Consider the following 17008-nt stretch of genomic DNA (forward strand, 5'->3'; position numbering starts at 1 on the left):
CTCAGCCCTTCTTCCCGGCCTTGCCGCCGCTCTTGGCGTCACCGAACAGCAACGCACGGGTCGCAGCCGTCACGTCGGCCTGACGCATCAGGCTCTCGCCGACCAGCACCACGCCGAGCCCGTGCTCATTGAGGCGGGCCACGTCGGCATGACCGCCGATGCCGCTCTCCGCCACCGCGATCCGGTCCGAAGGGATGCCGGCGCCGAGGCGGATCGCCGTGTCGAACGAGACCTCGAAGGTCTTGAGATTGCGGTTGTTGATGCCGATCATCGCGGTGCCGAGCGGGATCGCCCGGGCGAGCTCGGCCTCGTCGTGGACCTCCACCAAGACATCCAACCCGAGTTGGTGCGCGGTCTCGACCAGCGCCACGGCCTCGTCGTCATCGAGGCAGGCCATGATGACGAGGATGCAGTCCGCCCCCCAGGCCCGGGCCTCGTAGACCTGATAGGGCTCGAACATGAAGTCCTTGCGCAGGACCGGCAGTCCGCAGGCGGCCCGGGCCGCGGTCAGGTATTCCGGCCGCCCCTGGAACGAGGGCTCGTCGGTCAGCACCGAGAGGCAGGTCGCGCCGCCCGCTTCGTAGGCGGCCGCCAGGGTGGCGGGATCGAAATCGGCCCGGATCAGGCCCTTCGAGGGCGAGGCCTTCTTCACCTCGGCGATGAGGGCCGGACGGCCCTCGGCCCGGTGGGCGCGGATCGCCGCCGCGAAGCCGCGCACCGGATCGGCCTGCGCGACCTTGCGTTCGAGCTTGGCGAGCGGCACGCGCAGCTTCGCCTCGGCGATTTCCCGGCGCTTGTAGGCCTCGATCTTGGCCAGCACGTTCGGCCGCTCCGGCGGCGCCTCGGCGCCGGTCTCGTGGGTCAGCTCTTCCGTCACCGCGCTCATCGGCCCTCCTGCCCGTTGGAGTGGTCGTTCGAAGCCTGCACAAGGCGGGCGAGCGTCGCCCGGGCCGCCCCGGAATCGATCGCATCCTGCGCCCGCGCGAGCCCGTCCGCCAGGGTCGGCGCGGCGCCCGCGACGACGAGTGCAGCGCCCGCGTTGAGCGCCGCGATGTCCCGGTAGGCGTTCCGCGTGCCGGCGAGCACCGCCTCCAGCGCCCGGGCATTGTCGGCGGGATTGCCGCCGCGCAGCTCTTCGGGCGCGCGCAGCGTCAGGCCGAGCTCCCGCGGATCGATGATGAAGCGCGAAATTTGGCCGTCCTCCAGCGCGACCACCCGGGTCGGGCCGGTGACGGTGATCTCGTCGAGCCCGTCGGAACCGTGGACCGTCCAGACCCGGCGGCTGCCGAGTTCCGCCAGCACTCGGGTCAGCGGCTCGGCCAGGGCCTCCTGGGCCACGCCGAACAGCTGGTAGGCGACGCCGGCCGGATTGCTCAGCGGCCCCAGCAGGTTGAAGATCGTCCGCACCGGCAGTTCCGAGCGCACCGGCGCGACGTGGCGCATGGCCGGATGGTGGGTCTGGGCGAACAGGAAGCAGAGGCCGGCTTCCTTCAGGCAGCGGGCCTGCCCCTCCGCGTTGAGCCCGAGCGTAACGCCCAGCGAAGCCAGCACATCGGCGGCACCCGAGCGGGAGGTCGCGGCGCGGTTGCCGTGCTTGGCGACCGGCACGCCACAGGCCGCCACCAGAATCGACGCGAGCGTCGAGACGTTCACGCTGCCGGAATGGTCGCCGCCCGTGCCGACCACGTCGATGGCGCCCTCCGGGGCGTCCACGCGGGTCATGCGCGCCCGCATGGCCTCGACGGCGCCGACGATCTCCTCGACGGTCTCGCCGCGCACCTTGAGGGCGGCCAGGAAGGCGCCGGCCTGGACCGGGGTCACCTCGCCCGACAGCAGGTCGTCGAAGGCCGCGCGCGCTTCGGCGCGATCAAGGGCAAGGCCCCCGGCCACCTTCGCGAGATGGGGTCTGAAACTGTCCATGCGCTCTGTCGAAGGGCCGCCCCGGCCTCCTTCGGGTCAATGCACGTCGGCGCGGGTCCTGTCACGCGCCGCGTTCCAGGCGGCGGCGAGATCCAGGAAATTCTTGACGATCTCAGTGCCGTGCTGCGAGCGGATGCTCTCCGGATGGAACTGCACGCCGTGGAGCGGGCGCTCGGCATGCTCCAGCCCCATGATCAGGCCGTCCGTTTCGGCGGTGACCTTCAGGGCCGCCGGGCAGCTGGCGCGGTCGACCACCAGCGAGTGGTAGCGGGTCGCCTCGAAACTGTCGTTCAGGCCGCGGAACAGGCCGCTCGCCCCGTGGCGGATGGTCGAGACCTTGCCGTGCAGCGGCAGCGGCGCCCGCACCACGTCTCCGCCGAAAGCCTGCCCGATCGCCTGAAGGCCCAGGCAGACGCCGAAGATCGGAATCTCTTCGGACAGATCCCGCACCACGTCGAGGCAGATGCCCGCCTCGTTGGGCGTGCAGGGGCCAGGCGAGAGCACGATCGCGTCCGGGGCCTTGGCGCGGATGTCGGGAACGGTCAGCGCGTCGTTGCGCACAACGTCGATCGCGCCGCAGAGCGGGCCGATCAGGTGGACGAGATTCCAAGTGAAGGAATCGTAGTTGTCGATGACGAGGACGTTGGACATCGCGGCGGCACGCTCTGGCATAGGGGCGATGTGACCGCTCGGGGCGGAGCGGTCAACCGTGCCGGGTTATTTGGCGATGCAGGCTCGGTATGAGCCGCTGACTTGCTTCGAGAGCCAGCCCCTACTGGCCCCGCTTTACCTGCGCGGCGAACCGCACCGCCTCCTCGGCGGCCCGGAACAAAGCCTTGGCCTTGTTGACGCATTCCTGCTGCTCGGACGCGGGATCAGAATCGTACACGATCCCGGCGCCAGCCTGGACGTGCATCCGCCCATCCTTCACCACGGCGGTGCGCAGCACGATGCAGGTATCCATCTCGCCCCGCGCACCGAAATAGCCGATGCAGCCAGCATAGGGCCCGCGCTTCTCGCGCTCCAGCTCGTCGATGATCTCCATCGCCCGCACCTTCGGGGCCCCCGAAACCGTGCCGGCCGGGAAGCCCGCCGCCAGGGCGTCGAGCGGATCGTGGCGCGGATCGAGTTCGCCCTCGACGTTCGACACGATGTGCATCACCTGACTGTAGCGCTCGATGAAGAACGAATCCGTCACCCGCACGCTGCCGATCCGCGAGACGCGGCCGGCATCGTTGCGACCGAGGTCGAGCAGCATCAGGTGCTCGGCCCGCTCCTTCGGATCGGCCAGCAACTCGTCGGCCAGCGCCGCATCCTCGGCTGGCGTTGCGCCGCGGCGGCGGGTGCCGGCGATCGGGCGCACCGTGACGGTGTCCTCGCGCACCCGCACCAGGATCTCCGGCGAGGAGCAGACGATCTGGAAAGTCTCGAAGTCGAGATAGCAAAGGAACGGCGCCGGGTTGGTGCGCCGGAGCGACCGGTACAGGCTGAAGGCCGGCAGGGTGAACGGCGCCGAGAAGCGCTGCGACAGCACCACCTGGAACACGTCGCCCGCGACGATGTACTCCTTGGCCCGGGCCACCATGGCGGAGAAGTCGTCCGGCGTCGTGTTCGAGACCGGCTCGGGATGGGCGACTGCTGAGACGTCAATCCGCGCCTCGATCGGCAAGGGACCCTCCAGGGCCTCCGCCACCCGGTCGAGGCGCTGGAGCGCGTCCTCGTAGGCCGCCCGGGCGCCGATGCCGGCGGCGGGCCGCACCGGCGAGACCACGGTGATGATGTCGCGGATGGAATCGAACACCACCATCACGCGCGGCCGCAATAGGATCGCATCCGGAACGCCCAGCGGATCGGGGTTCGGCTCCGGCAGCCGCTCCATGGCGCGGACCATGTCGTAGCCGAGATAGCCGAACAGGCCCGCCGCCATGGGCGGCAGATCCTGACCTTCGTCCCCGATGGCGCTCTCCGCGATCAGGGCACGCAGGCTCGCGAGCGGCGCCCGGTCGTCGGGCTCGAACTGGGTCAGGTCGGCTCCGCGGGCGATGGCCGGCGCGCCGTCCCGGCAGCGCCAGATCAGGTCCGGATCGAGGCCGATCATCGAATAGCGCCCGCGCACGGCGCCGCCCTCGACCGATTCGAGCAGGAAGGCCGGCCCCGCATGCCGGGCGCGCAGCTTGAGGAAGGCCGCGACCGGCGTTTCGAGGTCGGCGACGAGGCTCAGCGCGATGACGCTCGGCTGGCCGGCCTCGTAGCGCCCCGCGAAGGCCGCGTAATCGGAAGCCTCGGCCATCGCCTCAATACTCGCCGCCGATGGCCCGGCGCAGGGCCGTCGCATCAACCTTTACGCCCGCGTTCTTCTGGACCTCGGTGATGTACTCGGACAGCACGTCGTCGGCGAGGGCGGCCTGAAAGTTCTGGCTGATCGTCCGGTCGCTCGGGCTGTCGGCCATGAAGGCCGGCATCGTCGCGGAGGTCACCTTGAACACCGCGCGGGAATCCTTCGCCGCCGCGGTGCCGGCCTTGCCCACCGGCGTCGCGAAGATCAGGTTGACGTCGTCCGTCGTCAGCATGTCCTTAGCTTGGTTGCGCGACAGATCCTGCACCTCCTGCAGGTTGACGCCGACCTCCTTGGCGACGTCCTCCATGGACTCGCCTTTGTTGACCTTCTCGACCAGCTCGCGCCCCTTCGCCTGAAGGCGCTTGGCGATCTCGGTCGCGGTCCAGCCGGCCTGCACGCCGTCCTTCACCTGCTCGAGCGGCTTATCGTGCGCCGGATCGATGTTGGTCACGTCGTACCAAACGTAGCCGCCGGCCTTGGTGCGCAGGGGCTCGTTGTCGCCACCGATCTCGGCGCGGAACAGGGCCGGCAGCGTGGTGTCGGGATCCGGAATGTCGGTGACCTTCTTGCCCTCGGGATCCTTGCCGTTCGGATCCACGGCCTTGACCGTGATCAGCTTGAGGCCGCGCTCGGTCGCAATGTCGGCGAGCGGCTTGGCGCCGGCGCGCTGGTCCTCGATCGCGTCGCGCGTCGTCTCCATGGCGTCGCGGGCACGAGCGAGGGCCAAGCCGTTGCGGATCTCGCCTTCGACCTGCTCGAACGGCTTCACCGTCCCCGGCTCGATCTTGGTCACGCGCAGGAGCACCGTGCCGAAGCGGCCCTGGACCGGCTGGCTCACGCCGCCCTCCGGCAGCGCGAAGGCGGCGTCCGCCACCGTCGTGTCGAACAGCTCGGGCTTGCTGAGCGTCCCGAGGGTCAGGTCCTTGTCGTCGGTGCCCCGCTCCGTCGCGATGGCCTCGAAGGTCTTGGAGCCGTCCTCGATCGCCTTGCGGGCCGCCTCGGCGGCGGCGTGATCCGGGAAGACGATCTGCTGGATCGTGCGCTTCTCGGGAGTACCGAAACGCTCCTTGTTGAGAGCGTAGGCGGCGCGGGCATCGGCGTCGCTGATGGCGTCGGGCTTGGCCATCGCCACTGGATCGACCACCAGCAGGCTTGCGGACCGAAATTCAGGCGCGCGAAAACCCGACTTGTTGGCCTCGTACCAAGTCTTCAGCTCGTCCTCGGTCGGGTCCGGGATCTGGCCGGCGGTCGAGGGGGTCAGCATCAGGTAGGCGGCGCCGCGGCGCTCGGTCGTGTAGCGGTGGACGGCCTCGCGCAGGGCTACTGGCACGTGCAGATCGGACGAGACGGCCTCGGCGAGCTGAAGCCGCGCGATCACCGCGCGCTGCTCGCGCACGAACATCCCTTCGTTCAAGCCGGCGCGCTGCAATGTCTGGTAAAAGAGCTGCGGCTCGAACTGGCCCTGTGCGTTCTGGAAGCTCTTCTCGTCGTGGATCGCGCGGATTACCGCAGAATCCGGCACGGCGAGGCCGAGATCATGCGTCTTCTGGTCGAGGGCCGCCTCGGTGATCAGCTGGGCCATGACCTGCCGGTCGAGGCCGAGCATCCGCGCCTGATCGGGGGTGAGCGCCCGCTTCAGCTGCGCCTGATAACGCTGGATCTGGTTCTGGTAGGCTTGGCGCACCTGCTCGGTGGTGATCGGCGTGCTGCCGACAGTCGCCACGTTGTTGCTGGTGCCGCCGCGGAAGAACTCCTCCACGCCGAAGATGCCCACGCCCGCGATCAGCAGGGTGAAGATGATCGTCAACACGATCTTACCGAGCCAATGCTGGCTGGCGTTGCGGATGCCCTGAAGCATGGTTTGCGATCGGATACCTGCGGCGGCCACCCCGTTGCCGGAACGGCGCTTGCCTGAAAGCCGACCGCGATAGACCATTCGCGTCCACAGGCAAAGGCTCGGCTGTCTGCGCGGTTTGCGCGCCCAAGCTCCCTCTGGTACGGCCGCGACAACTTGCGAACGGCAGAGCGAGGCGGGGACGGGAATGACGCAGTCGGGGCGCAGGCCGCTGGTCGCCGGCAACTGGAAGATGAACGGCACGCGGGCGTCGATCCAGGTGGTTGAGGCAATCCGCGACGGTCTCTCGCCGGAGCTGGCCAGCCGCATCGACGTGCTGATCTGCCCGCCCGCGACACTGATCAGCGCCTGCGTGGCAGCTGCTGCCGGCTCGCCCATCGCCATCGGCGGCCAGAACCTGCACGCCCGGCCGAGCGGGGCCTTCACCGGCTCGATCTCGGCCGAGATGCTGGCCGATCTCGGTGCCCGCTACGTGATCGTCGGCCATTCCGAGCGGCGGGCCTATCACCACGAGACCGACGACGGCGTTCACGCCAAGGCGCTCGGCGCCCGGCGGGCCGGCCTGTGCGGAATCATCTGCGTGGGCGAGACCATCGAGGAGCGCGAGCAGGGCCGCGCGCTGGACATTGTCCGCGCCCAGCTCGCCATCGGCCTGCCGAAGGGCGCGACCGCAGCCGACACGGTGATCGCCTATGAGCCGGTCTGGGCGATCGGCTCCGGCCGGACCCCGACCCCGCGCGATATCGCCGAGGTCCACGCCTCGCTCCGCGAGATGCTCGACAAGCTCGTGGGCGACGAGGCGCAAAAGATCCGCATCCTCTACGGCGGCTCCGTGAAGCCCGGCAACGCGCGTGAGCTCTTGTCTGTGGAGAATGTCGACGGGGCGCTGGTCGGCGGCGCGAGCCTCGTGGCCGAGGATTTTCTCGGGATCTGCGCCGCCTACGCGTAAGGCCGGGCGGTCCCCATCAGGGTTCTCGGCGCTGTCACACGATCCTGTTTAACGGTCGTGGTGTTCCACCACCGCGATTCGGACCATGACGGACGATCTTTCTACCGCCGACCCCAAGCTGTTGGATACGATCCGCCGCGAGATCCTCGACAGCTATGATGAGGAGATTGAGCTCGGCTTCGAGGACGATCGTCTCGATAGTCTCGACGGGGGCACGGAATCCGGCCTCGACCGCCGGTTCTACTTCCGGGAATTGCTGCGCCTCCAGCACGAGCTGGTCCGGCTCCAAGACTGGGTGCAGCACAAGAAGCTGCGTGTGGTCGTGCTGTTCGAGGGGCGCGATTCCGCCGGCAAGGGCGGGGTGATCAAGCGGATCACCCAACGCCTCAACCCGCGCGTCTGCCGGGTCGCGGCTTTGCCCGCGCCGAACGAGCGCGAGCGCACGCAATGGTATTTCCAGCGCTACATCGCCCACCTGCCCGCTGGCGGCGAGATCGTGCTGTTCGACCGGTCCTGGTACAACCGCGCCGGCGTGGAGCGCGTCATGGGCTTCTGCACCGAGACGGACGTGGAGGAGTTCTTCCGCTCCGTCCCCGAATTCGAGCGGATGCTGGTCCGCTCGGGCATCATTCTGCTGAAGTACTGGTTCTCGATCACCGACGAGGAGCAGGCGATGCGCTTCAACATGCGCATCACGGACCCGCTGAAACAGTGGAAGCTCTCGCCGATGGACGTCGAATCCCGTCGGCGGTGGGAGGATTACACGCGCGCCAAAGAAGACATGCTGACGCGCACGCACATCCCCGAGGCGCCCTGGTGGGTGGTCGAGGCGGTGGATAAGAAGCGGGCGCGGCTCAACTGCATCAGCCATCTGCTGGAGCAGATCCCCTACGGCGAAGTCGAGCACCCGCCCGTGCAGTTGCCCGACCGGGTCCGGCACGCGGACTACATCCGCGCGCCGATCCCCCCGGAGATGCACGTTCCGGCCAAGTACTGAACGCCGCCCTCAGATCTTGAAGGCCTGACGCGCGAGCAGGCGCCAGCGATCTCCATCGCGGTGCCAGACCTGCATCACGCCGATATGCACCGGGGCGGACTTGCCGTCCGTCACCACCTCACCGGTGAAGACGTGGCGGGCGATCGCGTCATCGCCCACCACCGAGGCCGAGCGGTCCGACAGGGTGATGCTCGGGAAGGTCTGGCGCTTGCTGGCGAGCGGCGCGATGAAAGCCTTCTTGTCCTGCACGAGGCCGCTCGAATGGCCGTAGCTGAGCCCGTCGAGGGTCAGCGCGTCAAGAGCGGCGCCGTCGCTAGCCAGTATGGCCTTGGTCAGGGCATCCACCTGCGCCTCGACAACGGCCTTCTGGTCCTGGGGCTGCTCGGCGGCGAAGGCCGGCGCCATCAGCGTGGAGGTGACGAGAGCAGCGGCGAGCGCGGCGCGGCGTGAGATCGGCATGGCGTCCTCCCGGGCGGGACGGTGGATTGGCGGCTCCGTCCTCGGCGCGAAGCAGAGCATAGCCGATCGCCCGGCGCGAGGGGCAGGACTGACAGGCGAGGCCCGATCATCGAGTTGGCGCCGGTTCCCGATTGGTGTATGCGCCCGGGATCATTTGCGGCTGTTGTCCTGGGCATCGGCCGCCTGCGCGCCCGCCTTCCGGTCCCCGCGGCCGGCCCTCGGGGAGCGACGCGCGGATCAGCTTACGCTTCCGGAACACCGATGCAGACCGTCCTGATCGTCGTCCACCTCATCATCGTGCTCGCGCTGATCGGCGTCGTGCTGCTCCAGCGCTCCGAGGGCGGCCTCGGGCTCGGCGGCGGGGGGAGCGGCGGCGTGGCCGGCTTCATGACCGGCCGCGGCCAAGCCAACGCCCTGACGCGGGCCACCGCGATCCTGGCGGCCCTGTTCTTCGCCACGAGCCTGTTGCTCGCCGTCCTCTCGCACCGCTCGCAGGCGCCGAAGTCGATCCTCGACACCGGCGCGCCGCAGAGCGCGGGCCAGCCGGCCAAGCAGCCGACCGGCGCGGACAACCTGCTCGACACGCTGCGCCAGCAGCAGGACCGGGTGCCCGCCACGGCGCCGGCCCAGCCCGCTCCGGCTCAGCCTGCCCCGACCCAGTCCGTCCCTGCTCAGCCCGCCCCTGTCCAGCCCGCTCCGGCCCAACCGGCGGTGCCGGACGCGCCGCAATCGCGCTAACCGCGCGACCCGGCGACTCACGCGAGCCCTGACGGACCGGCCCCGGCCAGCCCGTCCATGCGTCCAGCAATCCCCAGCCCTCGCACGGGCCGGGGCCATCGGCGTTTGGCAAACGCCGGCACCTTCTTTATGGACCGAGGCCCATGACGCGGTACGTTTTCATCACCGGCGGCGTGGTTTCCTCCCTGGGCAAGGGACTGGCCTCGGCGGCGCTCGCAGCGGTCCTTCAAGCCCGCGGCTACCGGGTCCGGATGCGCAAGCTCGACCCGTATCTCAACGTCGATCCGGGCACGATGAGCCCGACCCAGCACGGCGAGGTCTTCGTCACCGACGACGGCGCCGAGACCGACCTCGACCTCGGTCATTACGAGCGCTTCACCGGCGTGCCGGCGAGCCGGGCCGACAACATCACCACGGGCCGCATCTACCAGGACATCATCGCCAAGGAGCGGCGCGGCGACTACCTTGGCGCCACCATCCAGGTGATTCCCCACGTGACCAACGCCATCAAGGACTTCGTCCTCGAGGGCAACGACGCGTATGATTTCGTGCTCGTCGAGATCGGCGGGACGGTCGGCGACATCGAGGGGCTGCCCTTCTTCGAGGCGATCCGCCAGCTCGGCCAGGAACTGCCCCGCGGCACCTGCTGCTACGTCCACCTGACGCTGCTGCCCTACATCCCCTCCGCAGGCGAGCTGAAGACCAAGCCGACGCAGCATTCCGTCAAGGAACTGCGCTCGATTGGCATCCAGCCCGACATCCTGCTCTGCCGCTGCGACCGGGACATCCCGGCCGACGAGCGGCGCAAGCTCGCGCTGTTCTGCAACGTCCGCGAGACCGCGGTGATCGAGGCCCGGGACGTCGCCTCGATCTACGAGGTGCCGCTCTCATACCGGAAGGCCGGGCTCGACCGGGAGGTGCTCGGCCATTTCGGTCTGGAGCACGGCCAGGAGCCCGATCTCGGCCGCTGGCAGACCATTGCCGAGCGGGTGCGCAACCCGGAGGGCGAGGTCTCCATTGCCATCGTGGGTAAGTACACGGGCCTCAAGGACGCCTACAAGTCGCTGACCGAGGCCCTGACCCATGGCGGCATCAGCCACCGGGTGAAGGTCAACCTCGAATGGATCGAGGCCGAGGTGTTCGAGCGCGAGGACCCCGCGCCGTTCCTCGAAGGCCTGAACGGCATCCTCGTGCCGGGCGGGTTCGGCCAACGGGGCGCCGAGGGCAAGATCCGCGCAGCCCGCTTCGCCCGCGAGAAGCGCATTCCCTATCTCGGCATCTGCTTCGGCATGCAGATGGCGGTGATCGAGGCGGCGCGCTCCCTCGCCGGCCTGCCGGAAGCCAATTCGACCGAGTTCGGCGACACGGCCGAGCCGGTGGTCGGCCTGCTGACCGAGTGGCTGCGCGGCAACGAGCTGGAGCGGCGTGCCGCAGCGGGCGATCTCGGCGGCACGATGCGGCTCGGCGCCTACGATGCGAAGCTCGATCCTGAATCGAAGATCGCGCAGATCTACGGCACCGCAGACATCTCAGAGCGGCACCGCCACCGCTACGAGGTCAACATGGCCTATCGCGAGCGGCTGGAGGCCCAGGGCCTGCGCTTCTCCGGCGTGTCGCCGGACGGGCTCCTGCCAGAAACGGTGGAGCATGTCGGGCATCCGTTCTTCATCGGCGTGCAGTTCCACCCGGAGCTGAAGTCGCGCCCCTTCGAGCCGCACCCGCTGTTCAAGGGTTTCGTCGGCGCGGCGATCGAGCAGAGCCGGCTGGTCTGAGGCCGCGGCGGCGCGCCGCTTCTCGCGCCGCCGCGTGGGACCCTATATGGGTGCGGCCGTGACCGAAATTTTGTTCTACCACATGCAGCGACAGCCCCTGGAAAAGGTGCTGCCGAACCTCGTCGAGCGCTCCCTCGACCGCGGCTGGCAGGCCGCGGTCCAGGCCGCCACCGAGGAGCGTCTGCAGGCGCTCGACGATCACCTCTGGACGTATTCCGACGAAAGCTTCCTGCCGCACGGCACCGACCGCGAGCCCGACGCGGGAAGCCAGCCGGTGGTGCTGACCCTGCGGGACGTGAATCCCAACGCGGCCTCGATCCGCTTCCTCGTGGAGGGCGCCGACCTGCCGCCGGATGCGGACGCTTACGAGCGGATCTGCATCCTGTTCGACGGGACCGATCAGGACGCCCTGCTGCGCGCCCGCGAGCAGTGGAAGCAAGCCAAGGAGGCCGGCCACACGGTCGCCTACTGGCAGCAGGACGATTCGGGCCGCTGGAACAAGAAGGCGTGACCGTGACCCTCAGCAAACGTCTCACCGGCGCCGCGCTCGGCCTCGCTCTGGCGTTGGGCTCAGCCCCGCCGCTTAGCGCCCAGGATGCCCCGCACGGCCATGCCCAGACGGAGGCGAAGCAGGCTCCGCGTGGCCCGGAGGGGCGCCGCCTGCCACCGGACTCGGTGACGCAGCAGAGCATTACGCTGCCGGACGGCCGGACCCTCGCCTTCACCGCCACCGCGGGAAGCCTGCCGCTGGTCGACGAATCCGGCAAGCTTCAGGCCGAGATCGCCTACGTGGCCTACACGATGGCGCCGGAGGCCGGGCAAACCCGTCCTGTCACCTTCGCGGTCAACGGCGGCCCCGGCGCAGCCTCGGCCTATCTGAACATTGGGGCGATCGGCCCCTGGCGACTGCCCACGGGCAGCGGCAGCATCAGCCCGTCGCAAGCAGTGGCGCTCACCCCCAACGACGGCACCTGGCTCGATTTCACCGACCTCGTGTTCATCGATCCGGTCGGCACCGGCTACAGCCGCGCGGCGGATGGCAACGGCAAGGCCTACTGGTCGGTCGATTCCGACGCCTCGACCCTGGCGGCGGCCATGGCGCGCTATCTGCGGGTCAACGACCGCATGGCGGCGCCGAAATTCTTCGTGGGCGAGAGCTACGGCGGCTTTCGCGGGCCGCTGATCGCCGAGAAGCTGCAGGAGGAGATCGGCGTCGGCCTCTCCGGCATGGTGCTGCTCTCGCCGGTGCTCGACTTTGGGTGGCTGGAGACACCCCGGGCCAACCCCTGGGGTTACGTGCTCAAGCTCCCCTCCCTCGCGGCCGGGGCGCTGGAGCGGAAGGGCACCGTGCCGACGGCGGCCCTGCTCGGTGACGCCGAGGCCTACGCCGCGGGCCCCTACCTGGCGGATCTGCTGAAGGGGCCATCCGATTCCGGCGCGGTGGCACGGATGACCGAGAAGGTCGCCCCCCTGGTCGGGCTCGATGCCGCGCTCGTGCGGTCCCAGGCGGCGCGCCTTTCCACCCGGAGTGTCCAGCGCGAGATCGACCGGGCCGAGGGTCGCGTCGCCAGCGCCTACGACACCGGCATCACCGGCTGGGACCCGAATCCGGATGCGGCGCAATCGAGCTTCGACGATCCCCAGCTCACCGCGCTCCAGGCACCGCTAACCAGCGCGATGCTCGACCTCTACGCCCGCACGCTGAAATGGCCCGTGCCGAACATGCGCTACGAGCTCCTCAGCAACGCCGTGAACCACGGCTGGAGCTGGGGCTCGGGCCGGCAGGCGCCGGAGGTGCTGTCCAACCTCAAGGGCGCGCTGGCGCTTGACGGACACCTGCGCGTCCTCGTGGCGCACGGCTTCACGGACCTCGTGACCCCCTACTTCGCCTCGAAGCTCCTGCTCGCGCAGGTTCCGGCCTACGCGGCCGGGCGCCTGGATCTGGCGGTCTATCCGGGGGGGCACATGTTTTATACGCGGCCCGATTCGCGGGCTGCGTTCCACCGGGACGTGGCACGGCTCTACACGGATGCCCTCAAGGCACGCGACGGGGATGCGGCGCCCAGGAACGGAAAGGATGCGCCCTGACGAAGCATGGCCCCGCCAAACCCGAGGGGTCCGAGCGTCGAAGGCAAGATCCGGATCTGCACCGAACGCGATGTCGAGCTGGCCGTCAGATCGGGGGCACGGCTGAGATGCGCGACGCGCTTTTCAGGAAGAGCACATCGATATCGCGCTGCGGCTGGTAATCCTTCACGACCATCTCGACAGTGGTCGGACCGGTTTTTTTGAGATTGCTGCCGCAGAAGGCGACCATCGTGGAGGGATCGCCCTTGTCCACGATCAGCCTGAACGTGCCGATCGACCCGGTCCCCGCCGGGACGACGTAGGTCAGATACTGCTCGTAGGCCTGGAAGGACCGGCTGCCATCGGCGCTCGCCCGCCGGTACAGGCTTTGGGCCGATCGCGCGAAGGCGGGATCCGTGCAGAACCGGTCCTCATAGCGTGCCATCTGCGTCGTGTTCAGATCCGGCGACCCGAACGACAGGCTGGACTGGACGCCGAGGCTGGGCGTGAAGCTTTGGTGAATCGCGACCTCTCGTCCGGCCGGAAAGACCTGTCGACGCGCATAGCGCGATTTCAGTGTCCACAAGGGGACGTCCGAGATCGTCCCATCCGAGTGCACCTGCCGCTCGAGGAAGCCGGCCTCGATCAGGCCCTTGCGGCGCGTTTCCGAGATCCGGCGCAGGGGCTCCGCGGTCGCCGCGACGGTCGGCACCAGAGGGATCCCCAGGCTCGCGAGCGCGTCGGTGATCTCGACCGCTTGTCCTTCGCGCATCAGGAAGGCGTGTTGATCGAGCTGCCAGGGGACGGTTTGGCCGTCGACCGTCGCCTCGAAGGCGAGGAAATTGGCCTGCGCCGGATCGGGGAGAGTCACCGCCAACGCGGGCGCACCGGCGAGATCGGGCATCGGGAATGTCAGGGTGGCCTCGATGTCGGCACCGGTCGGATTGCGGAACCGGTAATCGGCCCTCACCTCCCGCTCCGAGAGATAGAGCTCTTCCGCGACGAGCGTGATCGTGCGTCCTGGATCCAGGACGAGGCCCCCCGCCTTGAGCGCGCCTTCGGCGTCGTCGGCGCGGACCGGCAGGGATGCCGCCGCGAGAAGAGCGAAAGCCAGCGACAAAATCTTCATCACGATCACGCGTCAAAGTTCAGTGTTGTGGACAACCAGCGCGGCCATGCGACCATCTGGACGCCCGTCCCGCCCGCCGATTTCCGCCGTTCGCAAGGCAGAGGATATGATTCCGCGGCCGCTCCGTTGTGCGAGGGCTGTCATGCGTCTACAACGATCGCGTGACGGTGCCCCGGCAACGGGGTGAAAAGGGAATGCGGTGAGGGGCGCGAGCCTCGACTCCGCGGCTGCCCCCGCAACTGTGAGCGGCGAGCGCCTGCCGAGGGCCACCGGAGTAATCCGGGAAGGCGGCAGGGGCGTCGAGCCGCGAGCCAGGAGACCTGCCGTCACGACAGGATCCCGAAGCGCCGCCGGTGGGGCGGCTGGAGACACACGCATGACCACCTCGACCCTCGCCCCCGTCGCCGTCGGCACCCGCGCTTCTGAGCGCCCCGTCGCCGTCGCGCTCGCGGCCTTCCTCGGCCTCGGCCTGCTGTTCATGGTCGGGTTTTCGCCGGCGATCGCGTTCCACAACGCGGCCCACGACTTCCGGCATACCCAGAACTTCCCCTGTCACTGACGCCACCGGCGCAGGCATGATCATCCGGCTTCTGTCGGCGGCTCTGGCCGCCGGCTTCTTCGCGGCCGTCGTCGTGACGGGCCTCGAACTCACGCTGACCTCGCCGCTGATCGTGGCCGCTGAGCGCTACGAACAGGCCGAGCCCAGCCATCAGGCCGACCGCGCGCTGCCGATCGTCCTCGCGCATGCCGGCCACGACCACACAGCACCGGACGCCGCGCCGGAATGGCAACCGGGCGCGGGCCTGCCACGCATGGCCTTTACCGGACTGGCGACTCTCGTCGGCGCGGTCGGCTACGCGCTGCTGCTCGGCGCCGTGATGCTCGCCTGCGGGCGGGAGCCGACGCCGCAGGTCGCCCTCGCCTTCGCGGTCGCGGGTTTCGCGAGTGTCGCCCTGGCGCCGGGCCTAGGCCTGCCACCGGAGCTGCCCGGCAGTGAGGCGGCGCCGCTGGCGGTTCGGCAGGCGTGGTGGGTCATGACCGCCGCAGCGACCGCGATGGGCCTCTACCTGATCGCGGTGCGCCGGACCTTGATCGCCATCCTGGGTGGCCTCGTGCTGATCATCGCGCCGCATGTGGTCGGCGCGCCGCAAGCGCCGGAAGGGGCATCGGCGTTGCCCGCGGCGCTGGCCGCACAGTTCGCCGCGCGCTCCCTCGCGATCAGCTTCGTGTTCTGGATGCTGCTCGGCCTCGGGCTAGGCCGGGCGTGGCAGGTCTTCGGACGCGAGACGGCGCGGGGGACGGCCCGTGCCTGAGACCATCCTCTACGTCTGCACCACCTGTCGCCGCGAAGGCGACGATCCGGACGGCCTCCGGGCCGGCGCCCGCCTCCTCGACGCCCTGCGGGATCGGGCCGGCGGCACGCCGGATCTGCGCGTCGAGCCGGTGGAGTGCCTGTCGGTCTGCAAGCGGCCCTGCACGGTGGCCGTCGCCGCCGCCGACCGCTGGACCTACGTGTACGGTGACATGGATCCGGCCGCCTCCGCCGAAACGATCCTGGCCGGGCTCGCCGCCTATGCGGCGACGCCGGACGGCATCGTGCCCTGGCGCGAGCGGCCATCCGCGTTCAAGAAGGGCGTGATCGCCCGCATTCCCCCCTTCCCCGCACCGCGCCCGCTTCCGGCCGGCACTCCGGAGGCCGCCGAATGACGATTCTCGCCAAGATCCCCTGCACGATCGTCACGGGCTTCCTCGGCGCCGGCAAGACGACGCTGGTGCGCCACGTGATCGAGAACGCGAAGGGCCGCCGGCTCGCCATCCTGGTTAACGAGTTCGGCGATGTCGGCTTCGACAAGTCGTTCCTGGCCGCCTGCGGGGTGGAAGGCTGCACGGAGGACTCCATCGTCGAGCTTCCGAATGGCTGCATCTGCTGCACGGTGGCGGATGATTTCGTCCCGGCGCTCGAGACGCTGCTCGGCCGCGCCGAGCCGCCGGAGCACATCCTGATCGAGACCAGCGGCCTCGCCCTGCCGAAGCCGCTGGTCCAGGCCTTCCAATGGCCCGCGATCCGCTCGCGGGTGACGGTGGACGGTGTGGTGGCGGTGGTCGATGGGCCGGCGGTGGCGGCGGGCGACTTCGCGGACGATCCGGCGGCCCTGGCCGCCCAGCGCACCGCCGACCAGTCGGTCGATCACGACAATCCGCTGGAGGAGGTGTTCGAGGATCAGCTCCTCTGCGCCGACCTCGTGGTGCTCAACAAGGCCGACGTGATCGACGCAGAGACCCGCGCCCGGGTCCGCGCTGAGGTCGAGGGCCACCTGCCCCGCGCCGTGAAGGTGGTGGAGACCGAGAAGGGCGCGATCGATCCGCGGGTCCTGCTCGGCCTCGGCGCCGCGGCGGAAGACGACTTGGACGCCCGCCCCTCCCACCACGGCGAGGGCGAAGATCACGACCACGATGATTTCGAGACCGTGGCACTACCGATCCGCCCAGCGGTGACGGCGGCCGACCTCGCCGCGCGCGTCGAGAAGGCGGCCGAGACCGCGGGCGTGCTGCGGATCAAGGGCTTCGCGGAGGTCGAGGGCAAGGCGATGCGCCTCGTGGTGCAGGGCGTCGGCCGGCGCGTCACCCACCATTTCGACCGGCCCTGGCGATCGAGCGAGGCGCGCGACGGGGCGCTCGTGGTGATCGGCCTGAAGGGGTTTGATCGGGACGCCGTGGCGGCGGCGCTCGCGGGATGAGATCCGTCGCGCGCGCCAGTCCGGACAGGACCTAGGGACGGGCGCG

Annotated in this window: 17 protein-coding genes and 1 riboswitch; of the genes, 10 read left to right on the forward strand and 7 right to left on the reverse strand. The window is 69.5% G+C overall.

The window, feature by feature from the left end:
- Position 1 precedes the first annotated feature (1 nt).
- The 5 genes from trpC to BLQ49_RS07345 all read right to left on the reverse strand — a co-directional run bounded on the left by trpC (position 2) and on the right by BLQ49_RS07345 (position 6116).
- A complete protein-coding gene (gene trpC / locus BLQ49_RS07325; RefSeq protein ID WP_091714614.1) occupies positions 2–886 on the reverse strand; it encodes an indole-3-glycerol phosphate synthase TrpC in 885 nt (294 codons plus the stop codon).
- Positions 883–1920 carry an anthranilate phosphoribosyltransferase gene (trpD, locus tag BLQ49_RS07330; protein ID WP_091714615.1) on the reverse strand — a complete coding sequence of 346 codons (1038 nt, stop codon included), beginning with the start codon at positions 1918–1920 and terminating at the stop codon, positions 883–885. The genes trpC and trpD overlap by 4 nt, the downstream gene beginning before the upstream one ends.
- 36 nt (positions 1921–1956) lie before the next feature.
- Complete coding sequence (locus tag BLQ49_RS07335; protein WP_091715106.1) at positions 1957–2571, reverse strand: anthranilate synthase component II; 615 nt, start codon at positions 2569–2571, stop codon at positions 1957–1959.
- 121 nt (positions 2572–2692) lie between these two features.
- Complete coding sequence (gene trpE / locus BLQ49_RS07340) at positions 2693–4210, reverse strand: anthranilate synthase component I (RefSeq protein ID WP_091714617.1); 1518 nt, start codon at positions 4208–4210, stop codon at positions 2693–2695.
- A 4-nt stretch (positions 4211–4214) separates the two neighbouring features.
- On the reverse strand, positions 4215–6116 hold the full coding sequence (locus BLQ49_RS07345; RefSeq protein ID WP_091714619.1) for a peptidylprolyl isomerase: 1902 nt from the start codon (positions 6114–6116) through the stop codon (positions 4215–4217).
- 184 nt (positions 6117–6300) lie between these two features.
- On the opposite strand from BLQ49_RS07345, the gene tpiA reads away from it, so the two are divergent.
- Positions 6301–7062, forward strand: a complete 762-nt coding sequence (gene tpiA, locus BLQ49_RS07350) for a triose-phosphate isomerase (RefSeq protein WP_091714621.1) — start codon at positions 6301–6303, stop codon at positions 7060–7062.
- Positions 7063–7147: 85 nt separating this feature from the next.
- Positions 7148–8059, forward strand: coding sequence for a polyphosphate kinase 2 (ppk2, locus tag BLQ49_RS07355; protein ID WP_091714623.1), 912 nt, complete (start codon positions 7148–7150; stop codon positions 8057–8059).
- Between the two features lie 9 nt (positions 8060–8068).
- Here ppk2 and BLQ49_RS07360 read toward each other — a convergent pair whose 3' ends face one another.
- Positions 8069–8518, reverse strand: coding sequence for a nuclear transport factor 2 family protein (locus BLQ49_RS07360; RefSeq protein WP_091715107.1), 450 nt, complete (start codon positions 8516–8518; stop codon positions 8069–8071).
- A gap of 261 nt (positions 8519–8779) precedes the next feature.
- Between BLQ49_RS07360 and secG the strand changes: the two genes are divergently transcribed.
- From secG to BLQ49_RS07380, 4 genes are all read left to right on the forward strand, one after another.
- On the forward strand, positions 8780–9256 hold the full coding sequence (secG, locus tag BLQ49_RS07365; RefSeq protein WP_091714625.1) for a preprotein translocase subunit SecG: 477 nt from the start codon (positions 8780–8782) through the stop codon (positions 9254–9256).
- 143 nt (positions 9257–9399) lie between these two features.
- Complete coding sequence (locus BLQ49_RS07370) at positions 9400–11028, forward strand: CTP synthase (protein WP_091714627.1); 1629 nt, start codon at positions 9400–9402, stop codon at positions 11026–11028.
- Positions 11029–11086: 58 nt separating this feature from the next.
- Positions 11087–11539 carry a DNA polymerase III subunit chi gene (locus BLQ49_RS07375; protein WP_091715108.1) on the forward strand — a complete coding sequence of 151 codons (453 nt, stop codon included), beginning with the start codon at positions 11087–11089 and terminating at the stop codon, positions 11537–11539.
- Positions 11540–11541: 2 nt separating this feature from the next.
- Entirely contained in the window at positions 11542–13116 is a 1575-nt protein-coding gene (locus BLQ49_RS07380) for a S10 family peptidase (protein WP_091715110.1), read from the forward strand.
- A gap of 85 nt (positions 13117–13201) precedes the next feature.
- Here the strand turns inward: BLQ49_RS07380 and BLQ49_RS07385 are convergent, their stop codons facing one another.
- Positions 13202–14224, reverse strand: a complete 1023-nt coding sequence (locus tag BLQ49_RS07385; protein ID WP_091715112.1) for a DUF4424 family protein — start codon at positions 14222–14224, stop codon at positions 13202–13204.
- 148 nt (positions 14225–14372) lie between these two features.
- A riboswitch (cobalamin riboswitch) is annotated at positions 14373–14566 on the forward strand.
- 34 nt (positions 14567–14600) lie between these two features.
- Between BLQ49_RS07385 and BLQ49_RS07390 the strand changes: the two genes are divergently transcribed.
- The 4 genes from BLQ49_RS07390 to cobW are packed head-to-tail and all read left to right on the forward strand — an operon-like array spanning position 14601 to position 16962.
- Positions 14601–14783, forward strand: coding sequence for a CbtB domain-containing protein (locus tag BLQ49_RS07390; protein ID WP_091714629.1), 183 nt, complete (start codon positions 14601–14603; stop codon positions 14781–14783).
- 16 nt (positions 14784–14799) lie between these two features.
- A complete protein-coding gene (locus BLQ49_RS07395) occupies positions 14800–15537 on the forward strand; it encodes a CbtA family protein (RefSeq protein ID WP_091714630.1) in 738 nt (245 codons plus the stop codon).
- Positions 15530–15931 (forward strand): DUF1636 family protein, encoded by a 402-nt coding sequence (locus tag BLQ49_RS07400; protein WP_091714632.1) that lies wholly within the window; start codon positions 15530–15532, stop codon positions 15929–15931. Before BLQ49_RS07395 ends, BLQ49_RS07400 begins: the two co-directional genes overlap by 8 nt.
- Positions 15928–16962: a cobalamin biosynthesis protein CobW gene (cobW, locus tag BLQ49_RS07405; RefSeq protein ID WP_091714633.1), complete on the forward strand. Its 1035-nt coding sequence runs from the start codon at positions 15928–15930 to the stop codon at positions 16960–16962. Before BLQ49_RS07400 ends, cobW begins: the two co-directional genes overlap by 4 nt.
- Positions 16963–17008 lie beyond the last annotated feature (46 nt).

Source organism: Methylobacterium phyllostachyos (genome assembly GCF_900103445.1).
GTDB lineage: Bacteria > Pseudomonadota > Alphaproteobacteria > Rhizobiales > Beijerinckiaceae > Methylobacterium > Methylobacterium phyllostachyos.

Excerpts from the sequence above, each read along its gene's own strand:
- trpC (WP_091714614.1), bottom strand. The coding sequence starts at position 886 with ATGAGCGCGGTGACGGAAGAGCTGACCCACGAGACCGGCGCCGAGGCG.
- trpD (WP_091714615.1), bottom strand. The coding sequence starts at position 1,920 with ATGGACAGTTTCAGACCCCATCTCGCGAAGGTGGCCGGGGGCCTTGCC.
- BLQ49_RS07335 (WP_091715106.1), bottom strand. The coding sequence starts at position 2,571 with ATGTCCAACGTCCTCGTCATCGACAACTACGATTCCTTCACTTGGAAT.
- trpE (WP_091714617.1), bottom strand. The coding sequence starts at position 4,210 with ATGGCCGAGGCTTCCGATTACGCGGCCTTCGCGGGGCGCTACGAGGCC.
- BLQ49_RS07345 (WP_091714619.1), bottom strand. The coding sequence starts at position 6,116 with ATGCTTCAGGGCATCCGCAACGCCAGCCAGCATTGGCTCGGTAAGATC.
- tpiA (WP_091714621.1), top strand. The coding sequence starts at position 6,301 with ATGACGCAGTCGGGGCGCAGGCCGCTGGTCGCCGGCAACTGGAAGATG.
- ppk2 (WP_091714623.1), top strand. The coding sequence starts at position 7,148 with ATGACGGACGATCTTTCTACCGCCGACCCCAAGCTGTTGGATACGATC.
- BLQ49_RS07360 (WP_091715107.1), bottom strand. The coding sequence starts at position 8,518 with ATGCCGATCTCACGCCGCGCCGCGCTCGCCGCTGCTCTCGTCACCTCC.
- secG (WP_091714625.1), top strand. The coding sequence starts at position 8,780 with ATGCAGACCGTCCTGATCGTCGTCCACCTCATCATCGTGCTCGCGCTG.
- BLQ49_RS07370 (WP_091714627.1), top strand. The coding sequence starts at position 9,400 with ATGACGCGGTACGTTTTCATCACCGGCGGCGTGGTTTCCTCCCTGGGC.
- BLQ49_RS07385 (WP_091715112.1), bottom strand. The coding sequence starts at position 14,224 with ATGAAGATTTTGTCGCTGGCTTTCGCTCTTCTCGCGGCGGCATCCCTG.
- BLQ49_RS07390 (WP_091714629.1), top strand. The coding sequence starts at position 14,601 with ATGACCACCTCGACCCTCGCCCCCGTCGCCGTCGGCACCCGCGCTTCT.
- BLQ49_RS07395 (WP_091714630.1), top strand. The coding sequence starts at position 14,800 with ATGATCATCCGGCTTCTGTCGGCGGCTCTGGCCGCCGGCTTCTTCGCG.
- cobW (WP_091714633.1), top strand. The coding sequence starts at position 15,928 with ATGACGATTCTCGCCAAGATCCCCTGCACGATCGTCACGGGCTTCCTC.